This window comes from Nocardiopsis terrae, from assembly GCF_014651695.1.
GTDB classification, from domain to species: Bacteria; Actinomycetota; Actinomycetes; order Streptosporangiales; family Streptosporangiaceae; genus Nocardiopsis; species Nocardiopsis terrae.
Genome location: NZ_BMXJ01000005.1, coordinates 574,412 through 589,362 on the forward strand (window position 1 = coordinate 574,412; position 14,951 = coordinate 589,362).

Sequence of the window (14,951 nt, forward strand, 5' to 3'; positions counted from 1 at the left end):
GGCCTGCGGGCGCACCGGGCACGCCAGGGGCCGCGGTCGGTGACCGCGGCCCCTGGTGGCCCTGCCCGCTCCCCCGGGGCCGTGCCCCTTCGGGAGTCTTCTGTTCCCCCCGCCAGGAGGAACACCTGGCTCGACGGACTCCCGGGGTCACGGATGACCCGAGTGGGGCCGGGGGTGGTTCTGCGTTACCTGCGGCGCAGCCTGTCGATCAGCGAGCTGATGCCGTGGCGGCCGGTGCCGGCGGTCATCAGGCCCTTGCCGCTGTCGTCGTCGGCACCGGCGTGGGCGCCGGCGGGGCGACGGGTCCAGGCGAAGAACAGGGCGATGAGGATCGCGGGGATGATCGCCAGGGTCAGCAGACCGGCGGCGGAGGGGGTGCCCTCGGCTCCCATCAGGCCGAAGCCGGACAGGTCGTTGGCGGCGGTCTCGGCGGTGACTCCGGTGTCGGAGTCCTCCTGCTCCTCGGTGGCGGAAGCCTCGTCCTGCTGCTCCTGCTCCTCGGCGTCCCCGGACTCCTCGGAGTTCTCGTCACCGGAGTCCTCGGTGGACTCCTCCTCGGCCGTCTCCTCCTCGGTCTCCTCCGTCTCCTCTTCCTCCTCGGGCTCCTCCTGGGGGAGGTGCTCCTCGGGGATCGGGGAGACGGCGTTCTCACACTTGTTCCCGGGCTGCTGGAACGGGTGGGGGGCACCCTCGGTCCCGTGTCCGTCGCCCCACTCGGTGATGTAGTACTCGACCTCGGCGTGCCCGTTGCCGCCGCTGACGACGAGGGTCTGCTCGTCGAAGCTCTCACCCATCATGTCGGCGAAGGTCTTGCCGTCGATGTCGAGGAGGACGTCGCAGTCGTGGGAGGGAACGCCCGGACCGCGGTCACCGATGAAGAAGTCGTACTGCTCGCCCTCGTGGACGATGTAGCCCTCGGTGCCCAGGGGCCAGCTGGGGCTGGAGAAGAGGCCCTTCTGCATGGGCTCGCCGCCTGCGGGAGCTCCGGTGTCACCGTTGATGCCGGAACCGTCGTCCCAGAAGTAGGTCGCGGTGACTTCGCCGTGCTGGATGGGAGTTTCGTTGCTCATGAAGTATTAGCCAGGTTGACGACAGAGGCCGAGAAGACCGGGGCATGACGGGTCAGGGCACACGGGCGCACAGGTCTGCACTCCGGGGCCGGGGTCATGCCATGGGGCGTCCCGCGTCGCTGGCGGCGAGTGGCGGGTGGGAGCGGGGGGCCGGATCGGCTCCGCCGGACAGCTGCGCGTGGATTCGCGCTGCTCGCTCCCCGAGAGAAACAACGGGGTCTCGATTCCCTTGCGGCACGCAGGCCGGTCAAGGGCTCGGCACCGGTTCGCCAAAGGTCAATAACGAACCGGTCACGAAGGACACTAACCCAGGCTTTGGCAAAGTGCCGAAGGATTCCGAGTAAAATGACAGTCCGTATTTGGACAATTACGATTTGCCGCCACTCGCAAACAGTCCTGAAAACACAAAAACCCCTGGTGGCAGGGGCTGGCGGGCCTGTCCGAGGACGGCGGACAGGCCCGCGGGTGGTCCTCGTCATAAACCGGGAGAAGTGGCGCTGGATGTGGCCAGAACCGGCTGAGAGGCCACATACGCGCCAGCAGGTCACGAAAACGGGACCCAGTCGGCACGGGCCGGAGGGAGGGCGTCACGGCAAAGAGAACGTCATCGTGGTAATGGCCGAGGTCACGTGAGAGCGTTCCGTACCCGGTGAACGCCAAGGACTCCCCGGAAGGTTGCCCCGCCGGAGAGTCCCTGAGGTCAAGTCACCTGTGACCTGTGGTTGAAGCGCTCGGCGCGCCACTCCCCCGAAGCCACGACCTCGACCAGGGCGGTCGCTGCGTCGTAGACGTCCACGTAGCGCAGGTAGAGCGGGGTGAACCCGAAGCGCATGACGTCCGGGGCGCGGAAGTCACCGATCACGCCCCGCTCGATCAGCGCCTGCACGATCGGATACCCGGCGCCCTCCTCGGGCTGGAGCAGGGCGACCTGGCTGCCGCGCCGGTCGTGCTCGGCCGGGGTGATCGACGCCAGTCCCACCGAGGCGGCCCTGGCCAGGAACAGGTCGGTCATGGCCAGGCTCTTCGCCCGGACCTGGGCCAGATCGGCCTTGGCCCACACGTCCAGCCCCGCCTCCAGCGCGGCGTCGGCCACCAGGGGCTGCGAACCGCTGAGGAAGCGCGAGACCCCCGGGGCGGGTTCGTAGTCGGGGGTGAAGTCGAAGGGGCGGGCGTGCCCGTGCCAACCGCTGAGCGGCTGGTCCGCGGCTGCGTGGTGGCGGCGGGCCGCGTACAGGAAGGCGGGGGCGCCGGGACCGCCGTTGAGGTACTTGTACGTGCACCCCACCGCGAAGTCCGCTCCGCTGCCGGACAGGTCGATGGGCACCGCGCCGACGCTGTGGCACAGGTCCCAGACCACCAGGGCGCCGTGCTCGTGGGCGAGCCGGGTGATGCCCGCCATGTCGCGCAGGACACCGCTGCGGTAGTCCACGTGGCTGAGCAGCAGGACGGCGACGTCGCCCCGGGACAGGGCCTCGGCCAGTTCCGGACCGTCGGGATCGACCCGGCGCTGCTCGGCTCCGGCCAGGCCGACCGCCCCCTCGGCGACGTACAGGTCGGTCGGGAAGTTGCCCGCCTCACCCAGCACCACCCTGCGGTCGGACAGGCGCAGCGCCGCCACCAGGGTCTTGAACAGGTTGGCGGAGGTGCCGTCACCGACGACCACCTCTTCGGGGCCGGCCCCGACCAGGGGCGCCACCTTGGCGCCCAGGGTGCGCGGTTTGTCCCACCAGCCGGCGTCGTTCCAACTGCGGATGAGGTCCTGGCCCCACTCGCGCTCGATCATGTCGGCGACCCGGCCGGGGGTGTCGCGGGGCAGCGCGCCCAGCGAGTTCCCGTCCAGGTAGATCACCCCTTCGGGGAGGACGAACTCCTCGCGGAGGGCGGCGAGGGGGTCGGCCGCGTCCAGGGCGGCGCACTCCTCACGGGTGGTGGGCGTCATCGGAGCCTGCTTCCTTGCGAAGGTGGTGCTGTGAACTGGGGGCGGGGGTGCCGGGGTGGACCCGTGCGGGCGCTCAGATGGTGCTGCGCAGGGACCACAACTCCGGGAAGACGTCCTGTTCGGCGTTGCGGGCCAGCCAGTTGAGCCCGTTGGAGCCGCCGCTGCCCGGCTTGCCCCCCATGGTGCGCTTGACCGCGACCAGGTGGAGCTGACGCCATCGTGTCACCCGCTCGGCGACATCGACGAGCGCCTCGGCCAGCAGGAACAGTTCGTTTCCGGGGCGGTCGTCGGAGTAGACCCCGATCCATGCCTGTTCGACCTCGGCGGAGGGTTCGTAGTCGGCGGTCCAGTCGCGCTCGATGCTGGAGTCCGGAACGGGCAGGCCCCGGCGGTGCAGCAGACGCAGCGCCGCGTCGTACAGGCTGGGGCGCTCCAGCAGGGTGGTGAGTTCGGTGACGACGCCGCTCATGGCCTTGTGCGGGCGGATCATGGCGGCGGACTTGTTGCCCAGCAGGAACTCGAGCTTGCGGTAGCTGTACGACTGGAAGCCCGAGGCCTCCCCGAAGGCGTCACGGAACCGGTTGAACTGGGTGGGGGTCATGTCCCCGAGCAGGGCCCAGGAGCTGTTGAGCACGTCCTGGGCGTTGCAGGCGCTGCGCAGCCAGGCCACGGCGCCGGGCACGTCGTCGTCCTCCATCGCGTCCCGGGCGGCCTCCCAGCGTTCCTGGACCAGGGCGAACAGCAGCTCCATCACCTGGGTGGTGATGATGAAGGCGGACTCGGCGGGCTCCTTGGTGCGCGGGTTCTGCAGGCTGAGGAGGGTGTCGATCCCGACGTAGTCGACGTAGGGCGTGTTCTGGTCGAAGGCCAGGGTCGGCTTCCCCCCGTTGCTCTCGGCCCTGTCGGCACGGGCCGCCTCGGCGTCGCCGTCCTCGACCGGAGCGTACGGACACTGCTGGGCGGACGTGGTGGAGAGCATTGGGACTACCCCTCGTGTACTGCGCGACTTCGGTGGTCACACGCGCCGCGCCGTGACCGGGAGGCCCCCGCGCACGGCAGCGTGAACGTGAACTCACATACTCGGACAAAACAACGCCAGAAGGAATGGCCGCCGACGACACAAGTCGGGCATGCGCTTAGTATTCATAACGGGAAACGACCATCGGCTTTGGGAACACAAGATATGGCCTCACGACTGGCAACCCCTTTGGACAGCGTTGACCAGCGGATCCTCAACGAGCTCCAGCAGGACGGACGACTCTCCTTCAACGAGCTCTCCCGCAGGGTGAACCTCTCCGCGCCCGCCGTGGCCGACCGCGTCCGCCGGCTGACCGACCGCGGGGTGATCACCGGCTACCACGCACACGTGGACCCGGCAGCGGCCGGACTTCCGGTGACCGCGCTGGTACGGATGGAGTGCTTCGGCGCGCACTGCCTGCTGCGTGAACGGTCCTCGCTGGAACTGCCGGAGATCCTCCAGGTGCACCGCGTCACCGGGGACGCCTGCTGCGTCCTGCTGATCGCGGTGCGCTCCATGGAACACTTCGAGGAGGTCATCGACCAGCTCGCCGAACACGGCCGCCCCTCCAGCACCATGGTCCTGTCCAGCCCGGTGCCCTGGCGCGCCGTGACCGCCCCGGGGGCGCCGTGAGCATCCTGATCGACAGCCCCGTCTGGCCGGGCCCGCGCGGCTGGCGCTTCGCACACCTGGTGAGCGACAGCTCCTACGCCGAACTGCACTCCTTCGCGCGCGACCTCGGCATCGACCCGCGCGCCTTCGAACGCGACCACTACGACATCCCCGAACACCTGCACGCCCGCGCACTGGAACTGGGCGCCGAGCACGTCAGCGGCCGAGAGATCGTCACCCGTCTGCGTGCGGCGGGGCTTCGCCGGCCCAAGCACCCGCGGCCCGTCTGAACCCCCGGGCGCCGAGGCCGGGCCAGGCGGGCCCGTCCGGGGGCGCCCCGGGCCGTCCCCGGTCAGGGCGGAGGCGGTGCCTCGGTGCCGCCACGGCTGAGGTGGTCGATCTCGGCGAGCATGTTGGACCTGGCCCTCGGCTCCCAGTGCGTGCGGCCGAAGGGGGTGTGGAAGATGTTCGGGGCCTCCAACAGGGACCGCAGAACCCCCAGCCGCCCCGCCCGGAACGCCTCGTCGGGTACGTGCCGGTACTCGGCCCGGACCGCCCCGGTGTAGGCCAGGTACTCCTCGGGGCCGGCGGCCAGGGTGGACAGGTCGGCGTCGGAGAGCACCGCGCCGTCGGCGTCCCGCGGACCGGGCCGGTGGTCCTTGGTGACCCCCACCAGGCGCACCACCTCGGCGATCCGCTCCGGATCCTGCCCCATCAGGGAGAGCAGCCGTTCGGCGAGCGCCGCGCTCTCGTCCTCGTCCTGCCCGGGACGCCCCTCGTAGACGGCGTCGTGGAACCAGACCGCGTAACGCACCGCGTCCACGTCGTGGGCCTCCTCCCGCAGGACCTCGACGGCGCAGAGCGCGCTCCACAGGTGGCTGAGCGTGTGGTAGCGGCGGTGCTCCTCGCTCCAGCGGTCGAGCAACTCCTCCCCGACCGCCCTGGCCTCGGCGCCCGTCCCCGCCAGGTGGCTCCAGGACTCCGCGAGCAGGGTCGCCTCCTCCCGCGGGAGGTCGGAACGGTCCGGGCCCTTCACGAGGCGGCCTCACCCGCCAGCCCCGCCTCGTGGGCGAGGATGGCGGCCTGCACGCGGTTCTTCATGCCCAACCGGTTGAGGATGGCGCTCACGTAGCTCTTGACGGTGCCCTCGACCAGGAAGAGCCGTTCGGCGATGTCGGCGTTGGACAGTCCCGCCCCGACCAGGGCGAGCACGTCCCGTTCCCGTTCGGTGAGCCCGGCCAGACGCTCCGCGGCCGCGGCCTCCCTGGCCGCCCGGCCGCCGCCGAACTGCGCGATCACCTGACGCGCCACCTGCGGGGACAGGTAGGCGCCGCCCTCGGCGACCGCGTGCACCCCGGAGACGAGCTCACGCGGGTCACCGGCCTTGAGCAGGAACCCGCTGGCACCGTCACCGAGCGCCTGGGAGATGTAGCTGTCCTCACCGAAGGTCGTCAGGATCACGACCCTGGTGTCCGGAGCAACCCGGCGGATCTCCGCGGTGGCCGCCAGGCCGTCCATCCGGGGCATCCGGATGTCCAGCAGCGCGACGTCCGGCCGGTGGGACAGCACCAGCTCCACCGCCTCGCGCCCGTCGGCCGCCTCCGCCACCACCTCGATCTCCGGATCACTCTGCACGATCGCCCGCACACCCGCGCGGATCATCGCCTCGTCGTCTGCGAGCAGCACCCTGATCACGGACGCGTCCTCCTCAAGCATCGGTTGTCCGGGAAGCATCCCACAGCGGCGGTTTCACCGGCTTTCCAGCTGCTCCTTGGCGGTCAGCACCCCCTCCTCGAAACAGAGCTGGTAGAAGACCACGCTCTCGTCGAACATCCCCGAGCTGCTGCGGTAGTGGTCGCAGTCCGAATCCGCGGACACGAAGTCCTCCAGCTGGTCATCGCTCATCCCTGACGGGTACGGGGGCAGCACCTGGGCGAGGTCCTCCTCGCTGTCGCCGACGGAGATCGCTGTGAAGTCCTCCGACGGCAGGGTGGTGTCCTCCAGAACCTGGGCGATGAGGGCGTAGACCACCCCGACCACGAGCATGACGACGACGACCGGCGCGGCGATCAGAGCCGCGGTCCACGGCCTGACCTTGCGCCGGGCCGCCCGTTGGAGTTCGTCGATCGCCCCGGCACCGCCCTCCTCCTCGTCCTCGGTCACCGATCCACCGTTCAGGGGCATGGCGGCGTACACCTGCCAGCCGTCCTCGTGCGGGCCGACGGTGAAGGACCCGCCCACCAGCCGGACACGCTCGCGCAGGCCGGTGAGCCCGTGCCCGCCGCCGACCGCGGGCACCGGCCCCCGCCCCCGGGCCGCGGTGTTGGTGACCCGCACCCGCAGGCGGGCGTCGTCCGCGTTCAGCCACACGGTCACCGGAGCACCCGGCGCGTACTTGGTGGCGTTGGTCAGGGATTCCTGCACGACCCGGTAGGCGGCGCGATCCACCATCGGCGGTAGTTCGCCGAACGGCCCCTCGCTCACAAGCGTGACCCGGACCCCGGAGTCACGGGCGCGTTCGACCAGGGCGGCGACGCTTTCCCCCGCGGGTGCGGTGGGAGCGGGTTCGGGCTCGCTGTCGGCGCGCAGCACCCCGATGATCTCGCGCAGGTGCGCGGTGGCCGAGACGGCGGTGGCGCGCAGGTCGGCGACCTCCTGACGGTGGTCCTCCCCCAGGTCCGGGGACATCTCCAGGGCTCCGGCCCGCAGGGCGATCAGGCTGAGTTCGTGGCCGAGCGAGTCGTGCATGTCCTGGGCGATCCGCGAGCGTTCCCGCAGGCGGGCCTGTTCGGCGGTGAGCCGCTGTTCGTGCTGGAGCTGCCGGGCGTGCTCCCACCCGGCGGCGCCCAGTTCGAGGTGCTGGCGCCGGTACACCCCCACCAGCCAGGGCAGGGCCGTGCAGAACACCAGAGCAGTCGCGGCGGTGACCCACAGCCCCGGGGTCTGCTCGCGCACGCTCAGCACGTGCACCGCGACCACCAGGGACAGGAACACGAACAGCAGCACCGCGAGCCAGCCCCGGGACGAGCGGCGGCCGGCGAGATAGGACACGCAGGCCAGCAGGACCAGGAAGGACTGTCCCCAGAGGGTGACGAACACGGCGAGGCAGGGTGCCAGCAGGGGGTAGGTGCGGGTGAGCACGATGGTCAGTCCCGCCAGGGCCGCGAAGACGAGCGCCCTCGCCATGACGTCGTAGCCCACGGCCGCGAAGGCGAAGAACTCGGCGGTCAGCAGCAGGCACACCCCGAGCCACAGCAGCGCGTCCCGCACGAGGGCGCCCCTGGTGGGCCAGCCGGGGGCGGGGGCCAGGGCCCGGCGAACGCCCCGGGACAGTTCGGCGTAGTCCATGGGGGAAACCTACACAGACCGTGCGGGGCCCGGTCACCCACGAAAGTGAGCTCCGTACCCCTCCCACGGCAGTCCACCTATCATGGGATGGTTTGCGACCGAGGGCGACGGCAAGGCAACACGACACAGAACGAGGCTGGATGTCACCTCTGGAAACCCTGCGGCGGATGAACCGGATCGCCGGTTGGCCCCTGCTCCTCGCCACCTTCCTGGCCCGGCTGCCCGTCTCGATGACCCTGATCGGGCTGCTCACCCTCGTCACCAGCACCACCGGGAGCGTCGCCGCGGCCGGGCTGGTCTCGGGCGCCTTCGCGCTCGGCGAGACCGTGGGCGGACCGGTCATCGCCCGCTTCGCCGACCGGCACGGGCAACGCGTCCCGGTCCTGGCCGCCGCCGTCCTCGACACCGCACTGATCGCCCTCCTCGTCGCCGCCGTCACGACCGGCGCGCCCCTGCCCGCCCTGGTGGCGCTCGCCGCCGTCGGCGGGCTGTGCATGCCCCAGGTGGGGCCGATGGCACGCACCCGCTGGGTGGTACTGATCCGGAAGGGCGCCGACCGGGGAGCGGAGCGCGAACGCTCGGTGTCGGCCGCGATGTCCGTGGAGGGCGTTCTGGACGAGGCCTCGTTCGTCCTGGGCCCCGCTCTGGTCGGCCTCCTCACCCTCACCCTCTCGCCCTCGGCGAGCGTGCTCGGCGCGGCCGTCCTGATCGGTGTGTTCGGGGCCGTGTTCGCCCTGCACCCCACCGCCACCGCAGGGTCGGCCCCCGTGCGCGGGGCCGCGGGCCGGATCGCCCGCCCGGCCCTGCTCCTGCTCGCCGTGCCGATGTTCTGCCAGGGCCTGTTCTTCGGCGGGATGTCCACCGGGGTGACCGCCTTCGCGGACAACGCCGGGCACGGCGACCTGTCCGGCCTGATGTACGCGGTGATGGGCTCCAGCAGCGCCGTCGCCGGTCTGATGATGGCCTCGCTGCCGGTGGGCTTCTCACTGACCGCACGGACCAGGGTGGCGGCGGGCGGCCTGGCCCTGCTCACCCTCCCCCTGTACCTGGACCACGGGCCGGCGACCCTCGCGGTCACCATCTTCGTCCTGGGGGTGGCGATCGGACCGCACCTGGTGAGCCTGTTCGGACTGATCGAGCGGGCCGCCCCGCCCAGCCGCCTGTCCCAGTCGATGGCGATCATCCTGAGCAGCCTGATCCTGGGGCAGTCCCTGGGCTCCATGGCCTCGGGCGCCCTGGCCGACTCCTACGGCCACCAGGGCGCGTTCGCGCTGGCCACGGCGGGCGGTGTGATCTCGTTCGCGGTGACCACCCTGATACTGCGCGGCCGCTGGTACGAGCGCGGAACCAAGGGCCCCGAGGCTCCCGTGACCAAGGACACCGGGGTCACCGCGATCTGAGGTGTTAAGTACGCGTTAAGGAGTCGCGCGGAGGGCGCCCGGCTCGTCTAGCCTCGGGAAACGTGCTTGAGATGTTCAAGGCGCTGGCTCCACGCGCCCGACTCCGCTTCGCCCCCTCCCCTTCCGCTCCACCGCTGACCGGTCTGGGGCGTGTGACGCTCTCCGTGCGCGACCACGAGGAGAGCGCGCACTTCTACCGATCCGTCCTCGGATTCCGCCCGGAACGACGGGAATGCCGGGAGGGGGTCCTGCGCAGCGGGTTCAGCCACCCCTGCGGCGCGCTCATCGACCTCGTCCAGTACCCGGACAACTTCAAGGGGCGCTTCGACCACCGCCGCTGCGGCCTGGACCGCCTCACCCTGACCGTGGCCAACCTGGGCCACCTGGAGGCCTGGGAGGACCGCTTCACCCGGCTCGACGTGGAGCACACCCCCGTCTTCCACGGCGAGGAGGGGTCCACTCTGGTCTTCCACGACCCCGACGGCACCGAGCTGGCACTGTTCGCCCCCGCCGAACTCGACGCCGGGGAGGACTGAGGCCGTCCGCGGACGGCCCCCACGCGGGCTGCCGGTCACGCCCCCGGCCGGCGGCGCCCTCCAGACACGCGCCGGGTCAGTCGCTTCCCACCGTCCTCAGGCGCACGTCGCGCTCGCCGAGCTCCTCCACCGCGGAGCGCGGCAGCCGGTCGTCGGTGATGATCAGGTCGAACTCCTCCAGGCGGGCCACCCTGAAGGTGCCGAACTTGCCGTACTTGGTGCTGTCCACCACCAGGACGCTCTTGGAGGCGATGCGCAGCAGTTCCTGCTTGGCGATCACCTTGGCCTCGGAGGGGGTCGTCGAACCGCGTTCGGCGTCCCAGGAACTGCTCGCGATGAACGCGAGGTCGACGTTGACCTGGCGCAGGAAGTCCGCGGTGAACTGACCGACCGAGGAGTGGTCGGAGTGCGACACCACGCCCCCTGTGTGGATCAACTCGATCCCCGGGTACTCCATCAGGTGTCCGACGACGTTGAAGTCGCTGGTGATGACTGTCAGCCCCACCTTGTCGGTGAGCAGCGGCACCATCTGGAGGGTGGTGGTGCCCGCGTCGAGGTAGATGGTGAAGTTCTCCCGCACCAGCTCGGCCGCGGCACGCGCTATCGCCCGTTTGGCGGGCACCTCCAACTGGGCCTTGGCCAGGTAGGACGGCTCGCTCTTGAGCCGGGCGGCCAGCCGCACGCCACCGGTGACCGACAGGACCTTGCCGTCGTTCTCCAGGGCCTGGATGTCGCGGCGTACCGTCATGTGGGAGACGGACAGCATCGACGTGAGCTCGTTGATACTCAACACGTGCCGCTCCTGGAGGAGCTTCAGGATGTGCTCTCGCCGTTGGTCCGGGATCATCGTTCGCCTCACACTCGGGGGCCGGCCTGACGGGTGCCGTGCGGTCACGACACCCGGTAACAAAGTTTCCCAGGTCGCTGCGTCCGGAACAGCGCCCACACGACGTGAGACCGCTCGCAATCCCGGTGCGGCGGCCCCGCGCACCGCACCGCGCGAGCGGACACAGGCCGTCTTGGTAGGCGTTTTTCCTGTTTACGCCACATGCCGCGATGCTTTTTGCCACTCTTGACTGTATGACGCTGTCCATCGCACTACGCGGAGACACCGCACGATTCCCGGGCAACACGCTCCCGGCCCTGCGTTCAGCCTTGCGCGCCGGAGCCGACCTGGTCAAGATCGACGTCCACCTGACCTCGGACGGATACCCGGTCCTGGTGGACGAGCGCGTCGTGACCGCCCCGGGCTCCCCGCCCCGCCAGATCGGGGAGCTGACCCTGGCCGAAGTCGCCGGGACCCGCGACGACGTGGAACGGCGGGTGCCCACACTGATGGAGGTGTTGGCCGAGTTCTGCGGCCGGGACGCCTCCCCGCTGTTGGTCGACGCGGCCGCTCCGGAGGCCGCGCTGGCCGCCGACACGGTCCTGCGTGAGCACGGCTTCGGCGACCAGGCGCTGTTCACCGGCCCCCTGGAGACGCTCCAGGCCCTGCGGGGCCGCCGCCCCGACGCACGGCTGATGCTGGCGTGGGACCAACCCGGTCCGCCGCCGGAGGAGGTGGTCCGCACGTTGCGCCCGGCGTTCCTGGGAACGCACTACACCCTGTTGGACCGGGAGACAGTGGGTGAGATACACCGGTTCGGCTATCGGATCGCCGCCTGGACGGTGAACGAGTTCCCCGAGATGGCCCGCCTGATCGGCATGGGTGTGGACGCCCTCGCCACCGAACGCGTCGACGACCTGGTGTCGTTGACCACCGGACGGGCACAGGGTGCGGCCGTCGCACCAGGCCCGGCCTGAACCCGCACCCCGGCGGGCGGGGTGCCTGAAAAGCCACCGACCCGCGCCTGCACGGCGCAGGACAACTACGAGAAACCAAGGGATGACGGCCGACCTCTCCCCTCACGCGCTTCGCACGACGGCACCCGTACTGGACTGCGCGGCCCGGCTGTTCGCCGAACACGGTTCCCGGGGCATGGCCATGTCCGACCTGACCCGCCGGCTCGCCGCCGAGACCGGCACCGACGCGGCGTGTCTCAGGCGCGCCTTCCCCACCAGGTTCGACCTGTCCTACGCCGTCGTGTTGCGCGCCACCCGCGAACGCGTCAACGGCCAACTGGCCGCCGACGTCCCCGCACGGGCGCCCACCGAACGCATGTCCGACCTCGTCCACCGGCACGTGAGCTCCGGCTGGAGGCACCGGACCGCCATCGCCCTCAGCCAGGAACTCCTACCGACCCTGCGGGCCATCCACCCCGCCAGGCACCGCGAGGTCAGCTCACTGCACCGGGCCTTCCGCGAGCACGTCCACGAGATCATCTCGGCCGGGGTCGCCGCCGACCAGTTCCGGATCCGCGACGCCGGCAGGGCCACGGACACCGTCCTCGAAACCTTCGACTCACTCCTGCACTGGTACGAACCCGGGGCCGGGCTCAGCCTCAACGACCTCGGCGGGGTCTACGTCGACCTGGTGATCCACCACCACCTGCGCGGCCCGCGCTGACCGCGCCCCGGCCGGGTCAGCCGCCGACCAGCTCGTACAGGTCCACCGACTCCGCGATCGCCCGCAACCCGGCCTCGTTGGGGTGCAGGTGGTCGCCGGAGTCGTACTCCGGGCGCAGCCTCTCCGGAGCCTGCGGGTCCCGCAACACCCTGTCGAAGTCCCACACCCCGTCGAAGAGCGAGTCCGGCTCCAGGGCCTGTTCACGCAGGTGGGCGTTGACCCGCTGCCGCCCCTGCTCCACCTCGGCGGTGCAGCGGGACTCCCCCGCGCACGGCACCAGGGTCGCCACGAACACCCGCACGTCGTACTCGTGCGCGGTGTCGGCCAGACGCCCCAGACCCGCCACCACCACGTCCGGGGGCACTCCCCAGCGCAGATCGTTGATCCCCGCGAAGACCACCACCGACTCCACCCCGTTCTGGGAGAACACGTCGCGCTGTGCCCGGTGCAGCATGCTCACACCGCTGGAGTAGACGGACACGCCCTCCCCCGGGTAGCCGTCCGAGGTGACCCGGTTTCCCGCGATCCCGAGGTTGAGCACTCCCAGGTTCGGCAGGTCCCTGCTGGCGTGCAGGCGCGAGCTGAGCACGTCGGGCCAGCGCGTGTAGGTGTCCCGGCCGGAGCCGATGCCGTCGGTGATGGAGTCGCCGTAGGCCACCACCGTGCCCGGCCCGTCGAGCACCTCGATCCCGGTGAGGAAGGGCCACTGCTCCACCACACCCGTGAACGGCTGTCCCGTCCTGTCCAGGGTCTGGTCCCCGCTGCCCGGAACACTCGTGTAGTTGGTGTCCACCGACGCGTAGTGGATCGGGGCGGCCGTCACCCGCTCGGGCAGGTGGATGCTGACCAGGACCTCGGTCTGCGGCGGCAGGAAGATGTCGACCGGGTCGCTGACCAGTCTTCCCCCGGCCGGGATCACCGCTTCGGGGTCCCCGTCGAAGGTGAGCGCAACCGCATCGCCCCGAGTCGCCGCCCCTTCCGAGCGCAGCGCCACCGAGGCCGCTCCGAGGGCGACGGGGCGGGAGGCGAAGGTGTTGTCGAACCGGATCCGTGCCTTGCGGCCGCCCGTGGTGGTGCGCGCCGTCAGACGCAGCGTCTGGTCCTGCCAGGGGCCCACCTCCGAGTATCCGGAGGTGGCCCGGGCCCAGGTCCCGGTCCACTCCTGCGCCGCCGGACGTGCCCCCACGGAGAACACGTGCAGCCTCGCCTCGCTGTCGCGGACCGTGGGCAGGACGACGTGGTCGATCTCGCGGTGGGGGTCCACCGGGACGGAGCGGGCGTACAGGCGCACGGCACCGATGGCGCCCTGCCCGAAACCCGTGGCCGAGTTGGCGTAGGGCAGGGAGAGGGCCGCGTCACCGGCCGGTCCGGCCGCCCAGTCCGGCACCGCGAGCGGGAAGTCCTGTGTGCTGCTGTCGGCGTAGACCACCCGCCCGGAACCACGGACGTCCGCGCCGGTGCCGTCGGTCCTGGTGCCGGTCGCCAGGAAGGTCAGGGAGCGCAGGCGGGCGGGCTCGGAGGCGAGCGCCACGGACTGGCCGTCGGAGACCAGGTGGTCGGGGCGGCCCGGACCGTAGGCGGGCAGTTCGAGCGGCGTGTCCAGGAGGAAGACCTCTCCCGAGGGGTGCCAACCCGCCGCGGCGAGGGTGCGGGCGGACAGGCTGTTGCCCGCCCCGTCGAGGTCCGCGGTGCCCGCGGACCCGTCCTGGGAGATGCCGACGCGGTTCAGCAGGTCGGCCAGCGGTCGGGCCGCGGGTTCGTCCTGTCGGCCGGAGGGCCGGGCGGTCACGTCCGAGGTGACCGTGGTGTTGAAGGCGGCCAGGACGAGCAGGGCCACGGCGGCTACGGAGACGGCCCTGAGCACGTGGTCCCAGACCGAGCTCCGCCGGTGTGTGCCGTCCGCCCCCGTTCGGCCCCCGTCCACCACACGCCTTCCTCCCCGGCTGTACCTGTCCGCTGAACTGTCCGACGGCCCCGGCCGCGCGGTGGTTTCCGAGACGCGTGACACGGCGGTCTCCGACCGGCGGCCAGTTTAGGGGAGGGCCTCGTCCGACTGCGCGGGGAAGGGCTCCGACGTTGTCCGTTTACGGACGCGAACCTGGTCTTCACTGGACGCGTGCCTCCCGAAAACCAGAAAAAGAAGCCATTCGGACAAACGCCACGAAAAGCGAGAGAGGCGACACAGGCCACCCTGGCGCGAGAATTGGAAGGGTGGTGCGCCGACGGCCGAGGAGAGCCGTGGGCGCGGCGTGGAGGGGGTTCCACGCTGGTGAGAGGGGTAGGCCGGGCAGGACTCGAACCCGCGACCCAGGGATTATGAGTCCCCTGCTCTAACCAACTGAGCTACCGGCCCTCCGTCGTCAGCAAACGTCATCCTAACAGGATGCGTCCGCCGTTTCCGCGCCGTAAATCCGTTGCCCTGCAGCGGTTGACCGCTACCGCGACAACGCGCGAACCGCTTGGGAGCACCTGGGGCACGACGGCCGCCGGGGAGCGGTCTAGGGTGGGACGGTGCGGCGCGC

14 protein-coding genes and 1 tRNA gene are annotated in these 14,951 nt (G+C 70.9%); 6 read left to right on the forward strand and 9 right to left on the reverse strand.

All coding sequences use genetic code 11. The features are described from left to right. Positions 1-185: 185 nt before the first annotated feature. The 3 genes from IE195_RS16925 to IE195_RS16935 all read right to left on the reverse strand — a co-directional run bounded on the left by IE195_RS16925 (position 186) and on the right by IE195_RS16935 (position 3,988). Positions 186-1,070: a hypothetical protein gene (locus IE195_RS16925; RefSeq protein WP_191272512.1), complete on the reverse strand. Its 885-nt coding sequence runs from the start codon at positions 1,068-1,070 to the stop codon at positions 186-188. A gap of 700 nt (positions 1,071-1,770) precedes the next feature. Continuing rightward, positions 1,771-3,009, reverse strand: a complete 1,239-nt coding sequence (gene kynU, locus IE195_RS16930) for a kynureninase (RefSeq protein WP_191272514.1) — start codon at positions 3,007-3,009, stop codon at positions 1,771-1,773. Positions 3,010-3,082: 73 nt separating this feature from the next. Continuing rightward, entirely contained in the window at positions 3,083-3,988 is a 906-nt protein-coding gene (locus IE195_RS16935) for a tryptophan 2,3-dioxygenase (RefSeq protein WP_191272516.1), read from the reverse strand. A gap of 204 nt (positions 3,989-4,192) precedes the next feature. Here IE195_RS16935 and IE195_RS16940 point away from each other — a divergent pair, with 204 nt between their 5' ends. Continuing rightward, entirely contained in the window at positions 4,193-4,660 is a 468-nt protein-coding gene (locus IE195_RS16940; protein ID WP_191272518.1) for an Lrp/AsnC family transcriptional regulator, read from the forward strand. Then, positions 4,657-4,929 (forward strand): DUF4031 domain-containing protein, encoded by a 273-nt coding sequence (locus tag IE195_RS16945; RefSeq protein ID WP_191272520.1) that lies wholly within the window; start codon positions 4,657-4,659, stop codon positions 4,927-4,929. Before IE195_RS16940 ends, IE195_RS16945 begins: the two co-directional genes overlap by 4 nt. A 62-nt stretch (positions 4,930-4,991) precedes the next feature. Here IE195_RS16945 and IE195_RS16950 read toward each other — a convergent pair whose 3' ends face one another. From IE195_RS16950 to IE195_RS16960, 3 genes are read right to left on the reverse strand one after another with little or no spacing between them, the layout of a single operon-like run. Beyond that, on the reverse strand, positions 4,992-5,675 hold the full coding sequence (locus IE195_RS16950; protein ID WP_191272522.1) for an HD domain-containing protein: 684 nt from the start codon (positions 5,673-5,675) through the stop codon (positions 4,992-4,994). Continuing rightward, on the reverse strand, positions 5,672-6,334 hold the full coding sequence (locus tag IE195_RS16955; RefSeq protein WP_191272732.1) for a response regulator: 663 nt from the start codon (positions 6,332-6,334) through the stop codon (positions 5,672-5,674). The genes IE195_RS16950 and IE195_RS16955 overlap by 4 nt, the downstream gene beginning before the upstream one ends. Positions 6,335-6,388: 54 nt before the next feature. Beyond that, entirely contained in the window at positions 6,389-7,987 is a 1,599-nt protein-coding gene (locus IE195_RS16960; protein WP_191272524.1) for a sensor histidine kinase, read from the reverse strand. A 140-nt stretch (positions 7,988-8,127) separates the two neighbouring features. Between IE195_RS16960 and IE195_RS16965 the strand changes: the two genes are divergently transcribed. After that, positions 8,128-9,387, forward strand: coding sequence for an MFS transporter (locus IE195_RS16965; protein ID WP_191272526.1), 1,260 nt, complete (start codon positions 8,128-8,130; stop codon positions 9,385-9,387). Positions 9,388-9,458: 71 nt separating this feature from the next. Then, positions 9,459-9,923, forward strand: coding sequence for a VOC family protein (locus tag IE195_RS16970; protein WP_191272734.1), 465 nt, complete (start codon positions 9,459-9,461; stop codon positions 9,921-9,923). Positions 9,924-9,999: 76 nt separating this feature from the next. On the opposite strand, the gene IE195_RS16975 is transcribed toward IE195_RS16970, so the two are convergent. Further along, on the reverse strand, positions 10,000-10,770 hold the full coding sequence (locus tag IE195_RS16975) for a DeoR/GlpR family DNA-binding transcription regulator (protein ID WP_191272528.1): 771 nt from the start codon (positions 10,768-10,770) through the stop codon (positions 10,000-10,002). 233 nt (positions 10,771-11,003) lie between these two features. On the opposite strand from IE195_RS16975, the gene IE195_RS16980 reads away from it, so the two are divergent. Both IE195_RS16980 and IE195_RS16985 read left to right on the forward strand, forming a co-directional pair. Then, positions 11,004-11,726 carry a glycerophosphodiester phosphodiesterase gene (locus IE195_RS16980; protein ID WP_191272531.1) on the forward strand — a complete coding sequence of 241 codons (723 nt, stop codon included), beginning with the start codon at positions 11,004-11,006 and terminating at the stop codon, positions 11,724-11,726. Between the two features lie 82 nt (positions 11,727-11,808). Further along, complete coding sequence (locus IE195_RS16985) at positions 11,809-12,429, forward strand: TetR/AcrR family transcriptional regulator (protein ID WP_191272533.1); 621 nt, start codon at positions 11,809-11,811, stop codon at positions 12,427-12,429. A 16-nt stretch (positions 12,430-12,445) separates the two neighbouring features. On the opposite strand, the gene IE195_RS16990 is transcribed toward IE195_RS16985, so the two are convergent. Together IE195_RS16990 and IE195_RS16995 are read right to left on the reverse strand one after the other, a co-directional pair. Then, positions 12,446-14,356: a GDSL-type esterase/lipase family protein gene (locus IE195_RS16990; protein ID WP_191272535.1), complete on the reverse strand. Its 1,911-nt coding sequence runs from the start codon at positions 14,354-14,356 to the stop codon at positions 12,446-12,448. A 352-nt stretch (positions 14,357-14,708) separates the two neighbouring features. Beyond that, positions 14,709-14,782, reverse strand: a tRNA-Ile gene (locus tag IE195_RS16995). Positions 14,783-14,951 lie beyond the last annotated feature (169 nt).

Coding starts and splice junctions, on each gene's coding strand:
- IE195_RS16925 (WP_191272512.1), bottom strand. CDS start 1,070: ATGAGCAACGAAACTCCCATCCAGCACGGCGAAGTCACCGCGACCTAC.
- kynU (WP_191272514.1), bottom strand. CDS start 3,009: ATGACGCCCACCACCCGTGAGGAGTGCGCCGCCCTGGACGCGGCCGAC.
- IE195_RS16935 (WP_191272516.1), bottom strand. CDS start 3,988: ATGCTCTCCACCACGTCCGCCCAGCAGTGTCCGTACGCTCCGGTCGAG.
- IE195_RS16940 (WP_191272518.1), top strand. CDS start 4,193: ATGGCCTCACGACTGGCAACCCCTTTGGACAGCGTTGACCAGCGGATC.
- IE195_RS16960 (WP_191272524.1), bottom strand. CDS start 7,987: ATGGACTACGCCGAACTGTCCCGGGGCGTTCGCCGGGCCCTGGCCCCC.
- IE195_RS16965 (WP_191272526.1), top strand. CDS start 8,128: ATGTCACCTCTGGAAACCCTGCGGCGGATGAACCGGATCGCCGGTTGG.
- IE195_RS16970 (WP_191272734.1), top strand. CDS start 9,459: ATGTTCAAGGCGCTGGCTCCACGCGCCCGACTCCGCTTCGCCCCCTCC.
- IE195_RS16975 (WP_191272528.1), bottom strand. CDS start 10,770: ATGATCCCGGACCAACGGCGAGAGCACATCCTGAAGCTCCTCCAGGAG.
- IE195_RS16980 (WP_191272531.1), top strand. CDS start 11,004: ATGACGCTGTCCATCGCACTACGCGGAGACACCGCACGATTCCCGGGC.
- IE195_RS16985 (WP_191272533.1), top strand. CDS start 11,809: ATGACGGCCGACCTCTCCCCTCACGCGCTTCGCACGACGGCACCCGTA.